Raw genomic sequence first — 16,806 nt, 5'->3', positions numbered from 1 at the left:
GGATCTTTCTTTACACTTCTACAATGATCGGCAATATCATCGGACGTCTGCCGGTTTGATCATAAAGGTAACGTCCCAGCGTTTCTTTAATTTTTTGCTTCAGTACGTTCCACTGTCTCTCCTGGTCTTCTTGCCAGCGGTTCAATGTATCCACCACCAGTACATTGGCTTTATCCAGCAGCGCTTCCGATTCACGCACATAAACGAAGCCGCGCGAGATGAGATCAGGCCCGGAAAGAATGGTTCCCGCAGCCTTGCTTAAGGTAATGACAATGATCAGGATTCCGTCCTGGGAAAGGGATTTCCGGTCACGCAGGACGATATTGCCTATATCCCCGATGCCTAAGCCGTCCACATACGTGCTGCCGGAGGATACTTTACCTGCCTTACGGGCGACCCCATTCTCGATCTGGACCACTTCCCCGTTTTCAACAATGAACGTGTTTCCTTCTTCGACGCCAACCGCTTCCGCCAGCAAGCGGTGCTGATGGAGCATGCGGAATTCTCCGTGTATGGGAATAAAATATTTCGGCCGCATCAGGTGCAGCATCAGCTTCAGCTCTTCTTGGCTGCCGTGTCCCGATACATGCATGCCGGTAGCGGAACCGGGACCATAAATAACATGCGCACCGATTTTGTACAAATCATCTACAGTACGGGACAAAGCACGTTCATTCCCTGGAATCGGACCCGCGGACACAATAACCGTATCACCTGCAAGCACTTCGACCTGACGATGATTATTACGGGCTAGTCGGGAGAGGGCTGCCATAGGTTCCCCTTGGCTTCCCGTACATAATACGGCGACACGATCCAGCGGCAGATTCCCTACTTCAGACGGATCAACCAGCATTCCTTCCGGGATGGTCATGTAACCGAGCTCCTCGGCAATAGTCACCACATTAATCATGCTTCGTCCAAGCAAAGCAAGCTTGCGGTTTGTGATCCTCGCCGCGTCAACGACCTGCTGCAGGCGATGAACGTTTGAAGCGAAGGTAGCGACAAATACCTTCTGTCTCGCCTTACGGAAAATCTCTTCCAGATGAACGCCTACGTTGCGTTCCGACGGAGTAAAACCCGGCCGCTCGGCATTCGTACTTTCCGAAAGTAAAGCCAGCACACCGCTTCTTCCGATATCCGCCATACGATGCAGATCTGCCGCTTCCTCATTAACCGGAGTCAAATCAAACTTAAAGTCTCCGGTATGAACCACTGTACCCTCCGGTGTATCAAATACTACGCCTAGGCAATCCGGAATACTGTGATTCGTTTTGAAAAAGGATACGCCGACCGTTCCAAATTGTTCCTTCGAATCCGCAGTGATAACATGCAGCTTCGTCGAACGCAGGAGTCCGGCTTCCTTTAGCTTGGCTTCAATGAGGCCGATGGTTAATCGCGTGGCATAAATCGGCAGGTTGAGCTGTTTCAGAATGTAAGGCAAACCGCCGATATGGTCCTCATGACCATGAGTAATTATAATAGCTCGAACCTTATCCTGATTCTCAAGCAAATAGCTGATATCGGGAACGATCAAATCAATGCCCGGCAGCTCCTCATCGGGAAATTTAGAACCGCAATCGATTGCGATGATATCGTCCCCGTACCGGACGACATACATATTCTTGCCAATCTCCCCTACACCACCTAGGGCGAGAATGGATAGTTTGGGGTCACGCTCCGTGCTCATATTCCCAGACCTCCTTATCGAGTCGACAATCCATCACTCTTATTAATTTTTCCTACGGAGCAATAATTATGAGTGCCAAAAAGCCGGTACTCACGAAAGGAGTCCCGGCTTGAATTAGTTTGCGTATCAGGATTTACGATAAGCTTTGTGTAGCGGCATTAGCCTGCTGTGTTTGCTGCTGTGCTTGGAGAAGCTGCTGCTCGGCTTGCTGTTCTTGCTGCTGAAGCTGTGTCAGCTGCTGCTCCGCCTGAGCCTCCTGCTGCTGCGCCTGCTGTGCTGCCATGCCCGTGGCTTGCATTCCCTGTTGAGCTACCGGCGCTTGCATAGACGCCCCTAAACCTGCTTGTACACTCATGGAAGCTTGTTGCTGCTGCACTTGAGCAGCTTGCTGAAGCACCTGCTGTGATGCTTGTTGAGCTGCTTGCTGCGACGCTTGTTGAGCCGCCTGCTGGGCCGCTTGTTGGGCAGCCTGCTGAGCTGCTTGCTGAACGGATTGCTGCAATGCCTGCTGGCCTGCTGCTTGCTGCTCAGCTGCCGCTTGCTGTGTCAGCTGCTGTGCTTTTTGAATCAATTGCTGCGCATCCTGCTGTACCTGCTGTGCTTCCGAAGCGATGGTTTGCGTTGCGGATGCTTGCTGCTGCGATTTGTTGTTTGTAGTCATAGTTGTAGTCCTCCTCATAGTAATTTATGAACTGCTAAAGTGATGACACTATATTGTTATCTTGAAAAGATTTTTTATCCGGTGAGTTTTGTTGGATTGGTAACGAAAGGTATATAAACGCAGTTTATGTACTTTTATTTATTCTTCCTCGTTTCCGGCGGTGTTTCGATGCATGCCTTGAAGTTAGTAACAACAACTACTGTAAGGAAAAGCGCCGATAACACAATGAGCATGTTCACGTCCTCCTTTACGTTCATGTCCTTACTCCTTTATTTATTATGAATTCAACCTGCATGAGATTATCCATATAGGAAGTTATCATGGACACTTGGTAAAATTTTCGCTATATTAGTAGCTGTAATCTTATTGATTCGATTCGATTCATTTACTGAATCATTTATTTCATCGAGTTATATGATGATCATTTCTAATGATTCAATTAATGCATCAATAATCGATTCTACATTATTTCGATTTGGAGGTGAATTTGTGACGCGAGACGAGATTCTTCAAGCTCTCCTTGACCGACTGGGTGACGGCCAGTGGATGCTCGCCGTATTAATGACCCACAACAAGCCTTTGAATAAAGAAAAGCTTGGTTCACTGACCAACGAATTTTACAGGAAATTTAAGAATAAGGACTTAATCGGTTCCAGACATACTCTGGATGAACTGACTGCCCGTCTTGAGGGCGCCGGTCTGGTGGATATTCCGGATTTAGGCGGCCGTGCTCGATTCTATGTTATTTCTAAGTTAGGCAAGGAGCTTATTCAGTTCAAAGAACATCAAGCTTAGAAGGGATGATTACTCTTGAAAAATATTAATGAACGCGAAGATTTGGATTTAAGCTTAAAATTCGGTTTTCTTGGTTTAGGTATGGGCGGTTGTTCAATCGCATATGAGTGCGCCAATATCAAAACCAAAATTGTAAACAACATGAATCCCTACACCGCCCTGCTCATCAATACGAATGAAGTAGATCTGCGTAAGTTTCAAGAAACAACTAATGTTCGTAAATACCAATTAAAGGGTTATGAAAAAGGCGCCGGACGCAATATCGAAATCGGCGAGCAAGCTTATGTAGAGCATAAGGAAGAAATTTCGAATCTCATCCGCGGCTATTTTGCCGATCGTGACTTTGTATGGATAGTTTGCGGTTTGGGAGGCGGTACGGGTACCGGCAGCATCCTGCAGGCAGTTATGACACTGTACGCTAACGGATTTAAGGGCCGCTGCGGCTTTATCCTTACTATGCCGCGTGATAACGAAGGTTCCACTGTGCTTGAGAATGCCATCGACCGGCTAAAGCGCTTCGCTGAAGCTATGAAGGGCTTAGGAAGCATTCTACTGGTAGATAATCAAAAGCTATATAATGACTTTATTCAGCAGGAGCCTGGAGCCAGCATTTCAGAATATTTGGATTACAGCAACAAGTACATAGCAAATACACTCCATGAATTCAATGCCATCACAGCCAGCTTCGATCCGATCGCCGGTTATCATTTCGATAGCTCGGAGTTTATGAATATGCTGAAAACACCTGGTATTATATCTATCGGTAAGCTACTCGTATCAAACGGCAGCATTGATGTGGAGAATGAAGGCACCTTTCTGCCCGACTTTAAAAATTCGATTCAAAGAGGGATTCTTTCCGACGGCTACCAATTTAAGCATGCCAATCGAATTGCCGTTAGCTTAGTAGCCAACTCCTCTACCGCCAAGCGAGTGTTCACGATGTCACTCATTAACAAAATTGAGCGTACCGTAGATGAATTGGCTCCACTGGCCGGTGAGAAACCGGTTGCCGCCTACGGCGATCCGAAGGGTCAATCCATCGCTTTCTACTCCATTGTCGCTGGTCTTCATTTACCGATACGAGTGACGCAATTAGTGAAGAAGGCGGAAGAATTGCAGCAATTCGAAGAAGAAGAAGAAGAAGATTCCACACTCGCCCTCCTCTCTTCCTTCTCGAGAAAATCAAAGCAAACTGAGGTCGATATTGATCTTGGAAGCATTTTTACATCAAATCAATCCAAGGACAAAGGCAACCAAGAAAAGACACAGGACCTTGAAGATTTGGATCCCTTTAAGCTGATTAAGTCAAATGAATAGCCTATATCTCTGCTGACCTTGTGCAAAGGTCAGCTTTTTTACTCCCTTTTCCGGGGGCTTCCCTTCCACTGTTAGGTTTGATATCCTACGAGTAATCGCATTAGCGCCAGCATAATAGACTGCCAATAGCTGATAACCTACTAATAGAATAACACCATCTCTCCAATCAACTACAAGTATGTCACCGACTTCAACCATCCTACTAGTCGTACCTTACTCATAACCCTTTGATTACTAGTTTAACCAAACTACTAGTAGCTTGTATTATCCCGTTTCGTCTCTTCGTCGTCTTACTAGTAGATCATAATGTGCTGTGCACTGCGGTTATGAGTAACCAACGAGTAATGTGCGTGCCGTTACTAATCTACGAATAGACTTCGTGTTTGGGATTATTTATAATAGAGTCATAGGAATAAAGTGCAACAATATACTGCAAGGGTGGAAACTATGACGACAACAAACCAAACGCATTGGACCTTAGGGAAGGCCGCCGAGCATCTTCAAGAGCAAGGCATGGACATACCGGTAACAACGCTGCGAGGGTGGTTTAACGAGCTTCATAAGCATAAGATCCATACGTTATCCAGGAATGAACGCAGGGACCGTGTTTTGAACGAAAGAGATCTAAAAATTGCGGAGTTTATATACGAGGCCAAGAAGCAATATGGGAATCAAATTACCATGAAGACTATAGGCGAGCAAATTGCCGGCAAATTTGACGTTTATTATGTCCAAGAGGAAGAGGAAGATAAGTTTCAGCTTGAGGTATTCGAGGAGAATCGCTTGAAGGAGTTTATTCAATTAGCTGTAACAGAGCGAGTAGAAGCATTAAGACAAGATTTGATTCAGGAATATGAGCAAAAGTATCAGCAGCAGCTTGCCCTGATGCCAAGTCAAGAGAGCCTTAAGGAAGAACGAATGGTCGAGAATAAGACGGTGGCTTATAATCTTTGGCTTACGGAGAAGAAGCTTCGTAAAATCCTTGAAGATGAAGCCTTGGAGCTATGGAAGGCAAATCCGATAAAAACCGGTTTCCTGATCAAGAAGGAAGATCCTTATCGCAAGCTTGAGTTTATTCAGAAATACATTGATGAACAGTTACCCCAAAGACTAAAAGAAGCATTTGAATAGTGTTGTAATTGAATCAATTAAAGCAGCAATAATTGATTCAATAAATCTCTCAATTATAGTGGTTTCTCATTCATACTATGAAGTAATGCATCAATTAACTCTGCAGTTTTACCGGATTTTACTTGAGCGACAAAATCAACGAACAATGTTGAAATGAGCTGCTCCAACGTTAATGCAAAAGAGGGGACCAATTCGTTGAGGTCACGCAGCAAAACCTCTCCGCGTACAATGGACTTTCTTCTCATTTCAATATGTAGAGTAGCAACGTTGCTTTTGTTTTCTTGTACTTGTTCTACGAGGATCCAGTGATCGGGCTTTTGCTCTTGATAGGTTCGAACTACTTCACTGGTATCCAACCAGTTGTCATACTTCTGCATCAGTCTGCTCGCAAGGTTCTTAAGACTAGATTTCTTAGCTAATCGAACCTGCTTCAAGAAACCGGCGTATAACAATGCCACCAGCTCAATTACGTCCAGCTTCACCTCTTCATCGGTACATTCATATAGATCATCCAAGAATACCTCCGCCCGAAGTATATCATACGGTCTCAGCTCCAGACGTAGCATCATCCATTCTTCCTGCTTGGTTAGGCCTTTGATTAATGATGACCATAACGAAGTTTTGGGATTACCAGGAGAATCAATGAAATTGCGTAAGTGACTATATTTCATTTCATTAATATTTAACATCGTAGGATAGGCTCCTTCATTTTACTTCATGAACTATTAATACCACTTTATGAAAATAGCACATTTCTTATGCATACAATCTCTGACATTCGGGCATACTGTGAAGTAAGTTTAGTAGAATGAGGAGAATGTACCATGAAATCACAGAAGCTCACCAAGGAACAAGCAATTGCTTTTTCGAAAGCGGCTAAACAAGCAGCTAAGGAGCTAGGAATTAGAAAACCTAAGTAAACATCATAGCTTATGCTAATGAAGGCCTTTAAGGATCTACGGTCCTAATGGCCTTTCTTTGCGTTTGGTTGCTATAGGCACTATAAACGCGTATGATAATTTTGTAATGACTGTACTTTGGAGGAGGCAAAGGAATGACGGATCAGCCAAATCGTATTGAAATAGCGACATTCGCCGGTGGCTGCTTTTGGTGTATGGTCACTCCATTCGAAGAGCTTCCGGGAATTATCAGCGTGGTTTCGGGATATACCGGTGGCCATACCATTAACCCGACGTATAAAGAAGTTTGCTCGGAAACAACAGGTCACGCCGAAGCTGTACAAATCACCTTTGACCCCGAAGTGTTTCCATATGAAAAGCTGGTGGACACCTTCTGGAGACAAGTGGATCCGACGGATCCTGGCGGCCAGTTCCATGATCGCGGAGAATCGTACCGCACGGCAATCTTTTACCATAATGAACAGCAAAGACGCATTGCCGAAGCATCTAAAAAGGCTTTAGAAGAAAGCAAACGTTTTGATCGACCTATAGCAACACAAATCGTCCCTGCAGAGGACTTCTATCCGGCAGAAGAGTATCATCAGAACTATCATAAGAAAAACCCATTACGCTATAAGCTATATCGGAAGGGTTCCGGAAGAGATACGTTTATAGAAAATCATTGGGGTCGTACGGAAGCCGAGAAGCTGGCATTTAGAAATCAATTAACGCCTATGCAATATAAAGTAACTCAGGAAAACGGTACTGAGCCCCCATTCCAGAATGAATTCTGGGATCATAAGGAAGAGGGCATTTATGTTGATATCGTATCCGGCGAACCCTTGTTCAGCTCATTACAAAAATTCGATTCCGGATGCGGTTGGCCGAGCTTCACCAAACCGCTTGTTGACGCCAATGTGAAAGAAAAAGAAGACTACAGTCATTTCATGATACGTACGGAAGTCAGGAGCAGGGAAGGGGACTCTCACCTTGGACATGTGTTTACGGATGGACCCAAGGATGAGGGAGGTCTTCGTTATTGTATAAATTCAGCCGCACTGCGTTTCATTCCTAAGGATGAATTGGAGAAGCAAGGCTACGGTGCATTTCGAAAACTGTTTGAAAGTTAGAGTATTTATGAAAGTAAGGAGCCACGTGGCAATCTACGCGGCTCTTTTGTATTTCGGACGAAAGCTATCCGGTATATCTCTGGATATATCAAGGAGGGGATTCAATTAATATTCTAAATTAATTTAATAATTATATGAATTCTAGTAGACTTACGATTGTTGTGACTTATAATAAATATCAGTATTATAAATTGTAATATTCTTATTAAGATTATCAATCTAGTGAAACGAAACTAAGTAAACAACAAACATATAGAAATATTATACTTATTATTTTTAATAATTTTATTACTATTTGCAACATTGTGTACTTATATAATTTTATTGGACTTAGTAATTTTATCTTACTTTATAATGTGAAACTCGCGGTGTAGGAATACCGTAATAAAACCTGCGAATTCTTACATAGGTATAAATTGATAATATGACTCATAATCATATCAATTATAATAATTTTATTAAGCGCATTAACAATAATAATGCTTATAAATATTAATAAGCTTGTATTCATTATTCAGTTTGCGAAGTTTAGTCAATTTCATCAAGTTATTATCAATCCTATCTTTAATAACTTTGTTATTCTTACAAAAATGAATAATAAAATGGTTTGTATCAAGTTTAATAATTATCATACTTTTTATAACTATAAGAAAAGCTTCTATCGGAGCTTACTCGAGGAGGTACATTCGTGATCATGAGGAAGCATTTCTTAAAACATTAGAATCCTTGAGCTCCGCTCAAAACTTATAAAGTCTAATGTTATAACTAAAAATCAATGTACTCCTATTACATCCCAATAACCGGTACTTGACGAAAATCAGTGAACAGACCTACACTAGGTTGAATTGAATTTTAACTGCAGAGGAAGACATTCATGGAAACGAAAGAAGTACCATCTTGGCAGAAGCTCAGTTTGTTCGCAGTAACGTGGCCTATATTTATAGATTCGGTCCTTCGAATGATGCTCGGAACAGCCGATGTATTCATGCTTAGCCGAATCTCCGATCAAGTGACAGGAGCAGTGGGTCTGGCCAACGAACTCATCATGTTCTGTATCCTCATGTTCGGCTTCGTTGGAATCGGAACGAGTGTAGCCATCACGCAGTACCTGGGCGCAGGAAGAAAAGAAGAAGCAAGTCGAATCTCCGCACTTGCGATCACAGTCAATCTAGCTATTGGACTACTTATCAGTATGCTGCTTTTAGGATTCGGCGATAGCCTCATGCGTCTGATGAATTTACCTGCAGAACAAATACAGATAGCAAACCCCTATTTAAAGCTAATTAGCGCCTTCATCTGGATCGAGGCCTTGTCTTACGCTGTTAGCTCTGTCATACGGGCAAACGGGCAAACAAGAGATGTCATGTATGTCACGCTAGGCGTAAACATCATACACGTCATTGGAAACTTCTTATTAATTTTCGGCAGCCTCGGCTTTCCGGAATGGGGAGTTTTCGGCGCGGCAGTATCTACCGTAATAAGCCGTTTCCTCGGACTCCTTGTCCTTCTAGTGATCTTGTATCGCAGAATACCGGTAAAAATTAATATGAAAGATTACATTACGTTGAACCCCGTGTTCCTGAAACAAATCTTGGGTATCGGTTTACCGGCGGCAGGCGAGCATCTTTCGTGGCAATCTCAGCATATGATGATCGTCAGCTTCATTAACATGATCGGATCGTCTGCATTAAGCGCTCATATTTACGTGATGAACGTCACGAACTATTACATGGCGTTGGCTATGGCAATTGGGGTAGGAACGGAAATCATCGTAGGACATATGGTTGGTGCCGGAGAAATGAATGCAGCCTACCGCAGATTACTGCGTAGCTTGCGAGTCAGTTTCCTTGTGACTGCGGTTGTAGTCGGCATAGCCGCTATTTTCCGAAACGATCTCATGAGTCTGTTTACCGCCAATCCGGACATTATAGCGATGGGCTCTACCATACTCATTCTCTCGATCCTATTGGAGCCTGGGCGTACCTTCAATCTTGTAGTCATAAATTCTTTGCGAGCCGCGGGCGATGCACGTTTTCCCGTCCTTATAGGTATGATCTCTATGTGGGGGGTAGCGGTACCTTTAGCCTATTGGCTTGCCATCCACTTGCAAATGGGCTTACTCGGAGTATGGGTGGCTTTTACGGTAGATGAATGGTTAAGGGGACTTCTGATGCTGCTGCGTTGGAGGAGTCGTGCTTGGGAACAAAAGGTGCTCATACAGCCAATAAAAGAAGCTTCAATTCCTTCATAATCGTTGGGATTGAAGCTTTTTCTCTGATCTGTAAAGCAGGTAAGGAGGAATAAGCCAGGAGATCACGAATACTACGATAGAATTAGAAAATTAGTACTTCATTCTATTTTCAACATGAACATAATGAGGAAAACAAAAAACATAACGGTAAAAAGTACTCCAAACAAAGCACTCAATACCAATTCTAACGGTTTCATTGGAAACATATCGGAGAATCCAAATTTGGCGTAAAGCTGCTGCTTACGCAATCGCCTCCGGCAACCGTCAATATAACGCCGGATGTAAAACTCATCGTGCTCCTCGAGCTCCTTCCAAAGCTCCATATACTCCACGTGCAATTGAGATTTATGATCATGATCAATCAACGGATTCATCACAGCACTCCCGAAAATACATAGTCTTGCACAAATTAGACGCAATCGATGGACCGTTTGTTTCATTGAATTAGCTAATATAGGAAGCGTTTACCAACTTTTTAGAATATTTCATCGGATATACGGATAAAAATAGGGTAATAGGGAAACCTTTCTATATTCTATCAACCGGGCGGTGGTCTTAACGATGACTTCAACCACTAGAAGACTTACCTACATTTTGGCTCTAATTATAGTGTCACTTATCGTATTATGGCTGCTTCCGTCATTACTTCGCCCGTCACTCTCGCAAATAGCGATGACAGCTCCGCCAACAACAGAACAGAACGATCGACAATCCACGAAGCAGGAAGTACGCATAACGGAAACAACAATTTCATCGAATGAAAAGGAAGCAGCTGCCGTCACCGAATCGAAACCAAAGGAAGAAGCACCGAAAGCAACAGAGCAATCGTCAGGTGAAACGGTTCAGCCTGCAGTCCCAACAATATCATCCAATGTTATCCCTATAGCGGACACCACCGTAAAACCAAAAGGCTCGGTTCATGAAGCTGTTTACAAATATGATGCGGAAAAGATCAAATTTAGCATCCCCGTCCTAAATTACCATAGTGTTACGGTTCAGCCGGGCAACAGAGCTGCAATTGCACCCGACAAGCTGGCAGAGCAAATGCAATACTTATCCGATCAGGGCTATACTACTCTGTCCTTACGCCAGTTTATAGATATATGGGAAGGCCGTGCTAAGTCACCGGAGAAGCCCGTGCTCTTGACCTTTGATGACGGTTACATGGATAACTACACGAAAGCAATGCCGATCCTTGCCAAGCATCAGTTTCGGGCTACGATGTTTATGTCACCGGGAATGGTGGATGACGGATACTTTGTAAGCTGGGAGGAGGCCAAAGCCATGCACAAGGCAGGTTGGGATATCCAGCCTCATGGTATGACCCATCCCTCGCTTCCTAAGCTGAGCGCAGAGAAGCAGTCCTTCGAGATTGTCGAGGCGAAACGCCAAATCGAAGAACAACTCGGAATTACCGCTGACGTATTCTGTTATCCCTATGGAGAGCGTAACGAGACAACACTGAAAATTCTTAAGAACAACGGCTTCCGCTATGCCTTTACGATCGATCAGGGAATGGCCCAGCCTACCCAGAATCCCTTACTCATCCGCCGGCTTTTCGTAAATGGGGAAGAGGACCTGAATAGCTTTAAAGCACTGCTGCAAAAACACAAGTAATGAGAAGCGCATCGTCTTGCGCCCACAAATTGGGCTTAGGCAATGCGCTTCTTCGTCATTTCCCACGGAACCAATGACATTCGCTGATAATATAGTGAATAGGTATCATCCGGAATCCGTGGAGGTGCTTCATGAGAAGATTGGTTTTATTCTCCATTATCGGCTTCTTCGCACAGCTGATCGATGGAGCCCTGGGGATGGCGTATGGCGCTACCTCCGCATCACTGCTGCTAATGTTCGGCGTTGCGCCTGCCGTTGCGTCCGCCTCCATTCATATGTCGGAGATTGCTACGACCGCCGCATCCGGAGCATCCCATCTATGGTTCAAGAATGTTGATCGCAGCATCCTGTTAAGACTGGTCATCCCCGGATCCATCAGCGCATTCATCGGGGCAGCCTTCCTAAGCTCCGTCCCGGGACACATGATCAAGCCCTTTGCTTCAGCCTTCTTAACCATCTTAGGAATTTACATTATGTTTCGATTTCTTGTCAAAAAGAAGTCGGACCCGGCTCCTGAGAAACCGGCCAAATATTCTACAGCTTTTCTCACACCGCTTGGGATTATTGCCGGATTTATGGATGCCGTCGGCGGCGGCGGATGGGGACCGGTGACCACCCCTGCATTGCTTGCCAAGAACGGTGCAACGCCGCGTAAGGTGATCGGCACGGTGGATACAAGCGAATTTGCCATAGCTGTTTCAGCTACAGCAGGCTTCGTGCTATTTCTTGGATGGGAGACATTTAATTTTACATGGGTTCTTGCGTTCGTAATCGGAGGTGTACTGGCGGCGCCGCTAGCAGCATGGCTCGTTAAGATCATCCCCTCCTATATTATGGGAGTTGTTGTGGGTGGTTTTATTATTCTTACCAATCTGAGAACCTTGATCCAATCCATAGCGATGATTCCAGATTCTTGGACGACGGCAATCTACGTCGTTTTGATAACTCTTTGGTTGATCACGATTGCATATCAATTGATCCATAGGAGAAGGATTGCTATGGCAGAATAAGTCTCAAGGGCAGCCGCCGGTTGCCTTTTCCTTATATTCCCGGTGTGCTATATCCCCTAAATTCTCTTTCGGTTTCCGAAGGTTGTAGCAACAACCTAGAACGAAGGGATTCTGCATATATGACGATTCATGAGCTAAAGCAAAGAATGCAGTATATGAAATACCTGGGCTTCGATGAAAGCAAGAGAATGTGGGTGTATGCTTATCAGGAGAAGTTCCGCCGCGACGGTATGTACGGCCTGATAGCAGGCAAGCTTAACGTTACTGTTCTGCCATCGTTGGAGGGACTGACATTGACGAAGGGCTGAGTGTGCCTGAAACCTGATTTCAGCGTTGACACCGCATACATTTTCATATACCTTAAGAAGTAAGTTCATAAATCGAGTGATGGAGAAATGGAGATCCACGTCAATTGCCCTCTACATGTAGGGGCTATTTGGCCATGGTCTCTTTTTTCATATCAACGTCACTTGTGGATAGGGGGAAGCTTGGTTGGAGCGCTATATTCTTTCTTTGGATCAAGGCACGACGAGTTCACGAGCAATTCTTTTCGACAAGAACGGGCACATTGTGTACACTGCGCAAGAGGAATTTCGTCAATATTTTCCGCAACCGGGCTCTGTGGAGCAGAATGGAATTGAGATATGGAAATCGATTACTAATGTTATAACCGCTTGCTTACAGGGAGCGCAAGTTAAGCCGGAGCAGCTTGCCGGAATCGGGATCACGAACCAGCGTGAAACAACCTTAGTATGGGATCGCGCTACGGGTCTGCCGATCTATCATGCCATCGTATGGCAATCGAGACAAACGGCGGATATTTGCGATGCTTTGAAGGAACAGGGCCTGGAAGATACCTTCCGGCAAAAGACAGGACTTCTCGTTGACGCCTACTTTTCCGGAACGAAGGTGAAATGGATTCTCGACCACGTGGATGGCGCTAGGGAAAGAGCGGAGAAAGGTGAACTGCTCTTCGGCACCATTGACACCTGGCTGATTTGGAAGCTTACCGGAGGCGCTGTGCATGTGACGGACTATTCCAATGCCTCCCGGACACTGCTGTTTAACATCCATGAGCTTGCATGGGATGAGGAGCTGCTTCGGATTCTGGAGGTACCACGGGCGATGCTGCCGGAGGTTCGTTCCTCTTCCGAGATATACGGATATACGGACGTCAGCTTGTTCGACGGCTGTTCAATCCCGATTGCCGGAGCGGCAGGGGACCAGCAGGCTGCTTTATTCGGGCAGGCGTGTTATGAGCAGGGGATGGTGAAGACCACCTACGGAACCGGCTGCTTCATGCTGATGAACACCGGAGAGCAAGCGGTCAAATCGGAGCACGGTCTTATTACTACGATAGCGTGGGGCATCAACGGAAGGGTGGAATATGCCCTGGAGGGCAGCGTCTTCGTTGCAGGCTCTGCGATCCAATGGCTGCGCGACGGATTGCGTCTTTTTGCCGATGCCAGCGAAAGTGAGCAATATGCGGTGAAGGTTTCCTCCACCGAAGGGGTTTATATTGTACCCGCCTTCGTAGGTCTAGGCAGCCCGTACTGGGACAGCGAGGTACGCGGCAGCGTGTTCGGATTGACAAGGGGCACGACGAAGGAGCATTTTATCCGGGCTACGCTGGAATCATTAGCTTACCAGACCAAGGATATTTTATCTGTGATGGAGCAGGATTCAGGACTTCCGGTTTCGACGCTGCGGGTAGACGGCGGGGCCGTGAAGAACAACTTCCTGATGGAGTTTCAAAGCGACATTCTAGGTGTGCCGGTAGAGCGTCCGGTTATCAACGAAACCACCGCACTCGGTGCGGCTTACCTTGCAGGGTTAGCCGTCGGCTTCTGGGAGAGCCGGGAGCAAATTGCACAGCAGTGGCATATCGAGCGCCGCTTCCAGCCAAAGATGGCAGAGCAAGAGCGAAGCTCGTTATATGCCGGCTGGAAGAAAGCCGTTCACGCTGCTATGGCTTTTAAATAGCACTCATACGTTGATTTCTCAAGGTCAGCCGGTGTTTCCGGTTGGCCTCTTTTTGTTATTGTAATGAATATTATTTATTTTATTAATTTTATTATTTTAGTTAAGCATCACAAAAATATCAAAAAAGTTAATATTGTTAAGAGGATTTTTGGCGCTTGATGTAGAATATGGATATATACGAATATTGACGTGTGGAAGGGGATTCCAGACCTATGACAGGCAAAGTAATTACCGTATTATCAACCAAAGGCGGTGTAGGCAAATCGACATTGGCACGTTTCATTTCCATCGTCGGTCATGAGCAGGGGAAGAAGGTATGTATTATCGATACCTGTCAGAATTCCTCTATTGCAACCGGCTTTCTGAAGAACCGTGATTCTTTCGAGAAGAATGCGTATGATTGGCTTGTCGGAGAAGCCAAACCATCGGAGGTTATCCAGCAATACAAGGATACCAGCATTTACTACATACCCTCCGACGAACGGATTGACGATTACGAGGATTGGGTCAGCCGTAAGGTTCCGAAGCCTAAACAGCTCGAGGTGCTGAAGCAGAAGATTGAGCCGCTGCGACAAATTTTCGATTATATCCTGATCGATACCCATCCAAGTGAGAACGCGGACATGGTGAATTACTCGATTGCAGCTTCGGACTATTGCGTCATTCCATTGGAGATTGACCTCGACGCGAAGCTTGCGGCGAAGCGTTGTGTAGAAATTATTTCAGATTACCAGGAAGCAGGCTACCACATCGATTATGGACTCGTGTGGAACAAGGTGGAGATCACGAAAGGAAAAGCGCGTGCACAACTGGATCAAATGAAGAGCGAGCTGGTCGAGTACGGTATTATGGAAAGCAAATTTATCGGAGACATCCGCTATTCAACGACAGTTTCTACTTCGAAGAATGAAGGCATCATGCTGAATACGCTCGATAACAAATACACGAAGAATGTGATGAACGACATCCGATCCGTATCGAACACCATCTTCACCAAGATCGGGGAGGCAGGATAAGCATGAGCAACAACAACAACATCAATCTTTCTCAGCTGGATGAGCTCGATACGAAGCTTTCGTCGCCTCCGCCTCTGGAGTCCAAGCCAAGAAGGAGCGTCCTTTCGAAGTATACGGAACCGGAGCCCGAACAGGAACCGGAACTAAAGCCAATCGCCCCGCCTGTGAAGAAGGAGAAGCGTGTGAAGAAAGTAAAACCCGTCAGCTTCGCGATCTCCTATGAGCTGGATGAGAGGATCGATCAATACTGCGAACGGAAATACATGAAAAAATCCACTTTTGCCGTTCTGGCCTTAGAGGAGTTTCTCAAGAAAAAGCTGGAAGAAGAAAACGGATGATATATATGTAAGGCTCGCCTAAACCATTCACAGGCGGGCCTTTTATTCTGTCATTATCTGTAGTTAAGCTCCTGTCAAATTATTACCCAGGAAATCAAGATTCGACAAGGGGCTTCAGCCTGCAGGACTGGCAGATAACTGCCCTAGTATAGTAAGATGGAGGTATACAGTAGTCCAAAGGAGAACCTTATGTGTCGAAATATAAAACCATTGCATAATTTCGAGCCGCCGGCAACCGAGGATGAAATCCGGGCCGCGTCCCTGCAATTCATAAGAAAGATATCCGGCTTCCAGCAGCCTTCCAAAGCCAATGAGGAAGCGTTCCAGCGTGCGATAGAAGAAGTCTCCGCAGCAGCTTCAAAGCTGCTTAGCTCACTCGTAACCCACGCGGAGCCGCGTAATCGTGAAGTGGAAATTCAGCGCGCCAGAGACCGGAACGCCAAAAGATTCGGAACAAAAAATTGAACAAGGGCACCATTAAGTTGAAATCATTGGGGGTAACGGCGAAATGAGTACTTTGGTTGATCGAATCCATACGGCTGTTCAGTCGTTCAGACGGGGCATCGAAGCAGGCATTATGCAGAGCGTAGGCACTGATATCACAGCGCCACAGATGTTCATGTTATATTTCATCAACCAAAAGGAAAAATGCAAGCTGACGCAGATCGCCGAGAGATTGGGTGTAAAGCCTAGTGCGGTGACCGTTATGATTGATCGCTTGGAGAATGCGGGATACGTGGTGCGGGGGGATGATCCTTTGGACCGGAGATCCATCCTCGTTGAGCTGACGGATAGCGGCAGGGAAGTCCTGGCAAGGGCAGTTGCCAAGAGAAATGAAATTATCAGCTCGTACTTTACGAAATTACAGCCGGATGAAAGGGAATTGGTCACCCGGTTAATGGAAAAGATGGTTGAAGACGAAGTACGGGACCAGCTGTAACGAAAAGAAGCAGAAACGCATGCAGTGTGAA

18 protein-coding genes are annotated in these 16,806 nt (G+C 45.4%); 13 read left to right on the top strand and 5 right to left on the bottom strand.

Going from position 1 to position 16,806, the window contains the following annotated elements; all coding sequences use genetic code 11:
• Positions 1-10: 10 nt before the first annotated feature.
• The 3 genes from QMO62_RS31320 to QMO62_RS31310 form a co-directional block, all read right to left on the bottom strand.
• Positions 11-1,687, bottom strand: coding sequence for a ribonuclease J (locus QMO62_RS31320; RefSeq protein WP_284646392.1), 1,677 nt, complete (start codon positions 1,685-1,687; stop codon positions 11-13).
• A gap of 133 nt (positions 1,688-1,820) precedes the next feature.
• Complete coding sequence (locus QMO62_RS31315) at positions 1,821-2,348, bottom strand: hypothetical protein (RefSeq protein ID WP_284646391.1); 528 nt, start codon at positions 2,346-2,348, stop codon at positions 1,821-1,823.
• Positions 2,349-2,482: 134 nt separating this feature from the next.
• A complete protein-coding gene (locus tag QMO62_RS31310) occupies positions 2,483-2,605 on the bottom strand; it encodes a hypothetical protein (protein WP_284646390.1) in 123 nt (40 codons plus the stop codon).
• Positions 2,606-2,837: 232 nt separating this feature from the next.
• Between QMO62_RS31310 and QMO62_RS31305 the strand changes: the two genes are divergently transcribed.
• The 3 genes from QMO62_RS31305 to QMO62_RS31295 all read left to right on the top strand — a co-directional run bounded on the left by QMO62_RS31305 (position 2,838) and on the right by QMO62_RS31295 (position 5,591).
• Positions 2,838-3,143: a hypothetical protein gene (locus QMO62_RS31305; RefSeq protein WP_284646389.1), complete on the top strand. Its 306-nt coding sequence runs from the start codon at positions 2,838-2,840 to the stop codon at positions 3,141-3,143.
• Positions 3,144-3,158: 15 nt separating this feature from the next.
• The gene (locus tag QMO62_RS31300) at positions 3,159-4,460 is read left to right on the top strand and encodes an FtsZ/tubulin family protein (protein WP_284646388.1); all 1,302 of its coding nucleotides are present in this window, start codon (positions 3,159-3,161) and stop codon (positions 4,458-4,460) included.
• Between the two features lie 447 nt (positions 4,461-4,907).
• Positions 4,908-5,591, top strand: coding sequence for a hypothetical protein (locus QMO62_RS31295; RefSeq protein WP_284646387.1), 684 nt, complete (start codon positions 4,908-4,910; stop codon positions 5,589-5,591).
• 53 nt (positions 5,592-5,644) lie between these two features.
• On the opposite strand, the gene QMO62_RS31290 is transcribed toward QMO62_RS31295, so the two are convergent.
• Positions 5,645-6,280: a hypothetical protein gene (locus tag QMO62_RS31290; protein WP_284646386.1), complete on the bottom strand. Its 636-nt coding sequence runs from the start codon at positions 6,278-6,280 to the stop codon at positions 5,645-5,647.
• Positions 6,281-6,645: 365 nt separating this feature from the next.
• Here QMO62_RS31290 and msrA point away from each other — a divergent pair, with 365 nt between their 5' ends.
• Both msrA and QMO62_RS31280 read left to right on the top strand, forming a co-directional pair.
• Positions 6,646-7,620 carry a peptide-methionine (S)-S-oxide reductase MsrA gene (gene msrA, locus QMO62_RS31285; RefSeq protein WP_284646384.1) on the top strand — a complete coding sequence of 325 codons (975 nt, stop codon included), beginning with the start codon at positions 6,646-6,648 and terminating at the stop codon, positions 7,618-7,620.
• Between the two features lie 874 nt (positions 7,621-8,494).
• Positions 8,495-9,871 (top strand): MATE family efflux transporter, encoded by a 1,377-nt coding sequence (locus QMO62_RS31280; RefSeq protein WP_284646383.1) that lies wholly within the window; start codon positions 8,495-8,497, stop codon positions 9,869-9,871.
• A 98-nt stretch (positions 9,872-9,969) separates the two neighbouring features.
• On the opposite strand, the gene QMO62_RS31275 is transcribed toward QMO62_RS31280, so the two are convergent.
• On the bottom strand, positions 9,970-10,245 hold the full coding sequence (locus tag QMO62_RS31275) for a hypothetical protein (RefSeq protein ID WP_284646382.1): 276 nt from the start codon (positions 10,243-10,245) through the stop codon (positions 9,970-9,972).
• Positions 10,246-10,432: 187 nt separating this feature from the next.
• Between QMO62_RS31275 and QMO62_RS31270 the strand changes: the two genes are divergently transcribed.
• The 8 genes from QMO62_RS31270 (at position 10,433) to QMO62_RS31235 (ending at position 16,775) form a co-directional block, all read left to right on the top strand.
• A complete protein-coding gene (locus QMO62_RS31270; RefSeq protein ID WP_284646381.1) occupies positions 10,433-11,488 on the top strand; it encodes a polysaccharide deacetylase family protein in 1,056 nt (351 codons plus the stop codon).
• 131 nt (positions 11,489-11,619) lie between these two features.
• Positions 11,620-12,498 (top strand): sulfite exporter TauE/SafE family protein, encoded by an 879-nt coding sequence (locus QMO62_RS31265; protein ID WP_284646379.1) that lies wholly within the window; start codon positions 11,620-11,622, stop codon positions 12,496-12,498.
• A 119-nt stretch (positions 12,499-12,617) separates the two neighbouring features.
• Positions 12,618-12,806: a hypothetical protein gene (locus QMO62_RS31260; protein WP_284646378.1), complete on the top strand. Its 189-nt coding sequence runs from the start codon at positions 12,618-12,620 to the stop codon at positions 12,804-12,806.
• 184 nt (positions 12,807-12,990) lie between these two features.
• Positions 12,991-14,481, top strand: coding sequence for a glycerol kinase GlpK (gene glpK, locus QMO62_RS31255; RefSeq protein WP_284646377.1), 1,491 nt, complete (start codon positions 12,991-12,993; stop codon positions 14,479-14,481).
• 212 nt (positions 14,482-14,693) lie between these two features.
• A complete protein-coding gene (locus QMO62_RS31250) occupies positions 14,694-15,497 on the top strand; it encodes a ParA family protein (protein ID WP_284646376.1) in 804 nt (267 codons plus the stop codon).
• Between the two features lie 2 nt (positions 15,498-15,499).
• Positions 15,500-15,835, top strand: coding sequence for a hypothetical protein (locus QMO62_RS31245; protein ID WP_284646375.1), 336 nt, complete (start codon positions 15,500-15,502; stop codon positions 15,833-15,835).
• 189 nt (positions 15,836-16,024) lie between these two features.
• Positions 16,025-16,300 (top strand): DUF2277 domain-containing protein, encoded by a 276-nt coding sequence (locus tag QMO62_RS31240; protein WP_284646373.1) that lies wholly within the window; start codon positions 16,025-16,027, stop codon positions 16,298-16,300.
• Positions 16,301-16,343: 43 nt separating this feature from the next.
• The gene (locus tag QMO62_RS31235) at positions 16,344-16,775 is read left to right on the top strand and encodes a MarR family winged helix-turn-helix transcriptional regulator (protein ID WP_284646371.1); all 432 of its coding nucleotides are present in this window, start codon (positions 16,344-16,346) and stop codon (positions 16,773-16,775) included.
• The last annotated feature ends 31 nt before the right edge of the window (positions 16,776-16,806 follow it).

It is taken from the genome of Paenibacillus silviterrae (assembly GCF_030167925.1).
GTDB classification, from domain to species: domain Bacteria; phylum Bacillota; class Bacilli; order Paenibacillales; family NBRC-103111; genus Paenibacillus_G; species Paenibacillus_G silviterrae.
The sequence above is the reverse complement of the archived record's forward strand: the minus strand, read 5'-3'. Positions and strand labels throughout refer to the sequence as shown.

Coding starts and splice junctions, on each gene's coding strand:
- QMO62_RS31240 (WP_284646373.1), top strand. CDS start 16,025: ATGTGTCGAAATATAAAACCATTGCATAATTTCGAGCCGCCGGCAACC.
- msrA (WP_284646384.1), top strand. CDS start 6,646: ATGACGGATCAGCCAAATCGTATTGAAATAGCGACATTCGCCGGTGGC.
- QMO62_RS31275 (WP_284646382.1), bottom strand. CDS start 10,245: ATGAATCCGTTGATTGATCATGATCATAAATCTCAATTGCACGTGGAG.
- QMO62_RS31245 (WP_284646375.1), top strand. CDS start 15,500: ATGAGCAACAACAACAACATCAATCTTTCTCAGCTGGATGAGCTCGAT.
- QMO62_RS31320 (WP_284646392.1), bottom strand. CDS start 1,687: ATGAGCACGGAGCGTGACCCCAAACTATCCATTCTCGCCCTAGGTGGT.
- QMO62_RS31270 (WP_284646381.1), top strand. CDS start 10,433: ATGACTTCAACCACTAGAAGACTTACCTACATTTTGGCTCTAATTATA.
- QMO62_RS31295 (WP_284646387.1), top strand. CDS start 4,908: ATGACGACAACAAACCAAACGCATTGGACCTTAGGGAAGGCCGCCGAG.
- QMO62_RS31235 (WP_284646371.1), top strand. CDS start 16,344: ATGAGTACTTTGGTTGATCGAATCCATACGGCTGTTCAGTCGTTCAGA.
- QMO62_RS31310 (WP_284646390.1), bottom strand. CDS start 2,605: ATGAACGTAAAGGAGGACGTGAACATGCTCATTGTGTTATCGGCGCTT.
- QMO62_RS31290 (WP_284646386.1), bottom strand. CDS start 6,280: ATGTTAAATATTAATGAAATGAAATATAGTCACTTACGCAATTTCATT.
- QMO62_RS31315 (WP_284646391.1), bottom strand. CDS start 2,348: ATGACTACAAACAACAAATCGCAGCAGCAAGCATCCGCAACGCAAACC.
- QMO62_RS31265 (WP_284646379.1), top strand. CDS start 11,620: ATGAGAAGATTGGTTTTATTCTCCATTATCGGCTTCTTCGCACAGCTG.
- QMO62_RS31280 (WP_284646383.1), top strand. CDS start 8,495: ATGGAAACGAAAGAAGTACCATCTTGGCAGAAGCTCAGTTTGTTCGCA.
- QMO62_RS31260 (WP_284646378.1), top strand. CDS start 12,618: ATGACGATTCATGAGCTAAAGCAAAGAATGCAGTATATGAAATACCTG.
- QMO62_RS31250 (WP_284646376.1), top strand. CDS start 14,694: ATGACAGGCAAAGTAATTACCGTATTATCAACCAAAGGCGGTGTAGGC.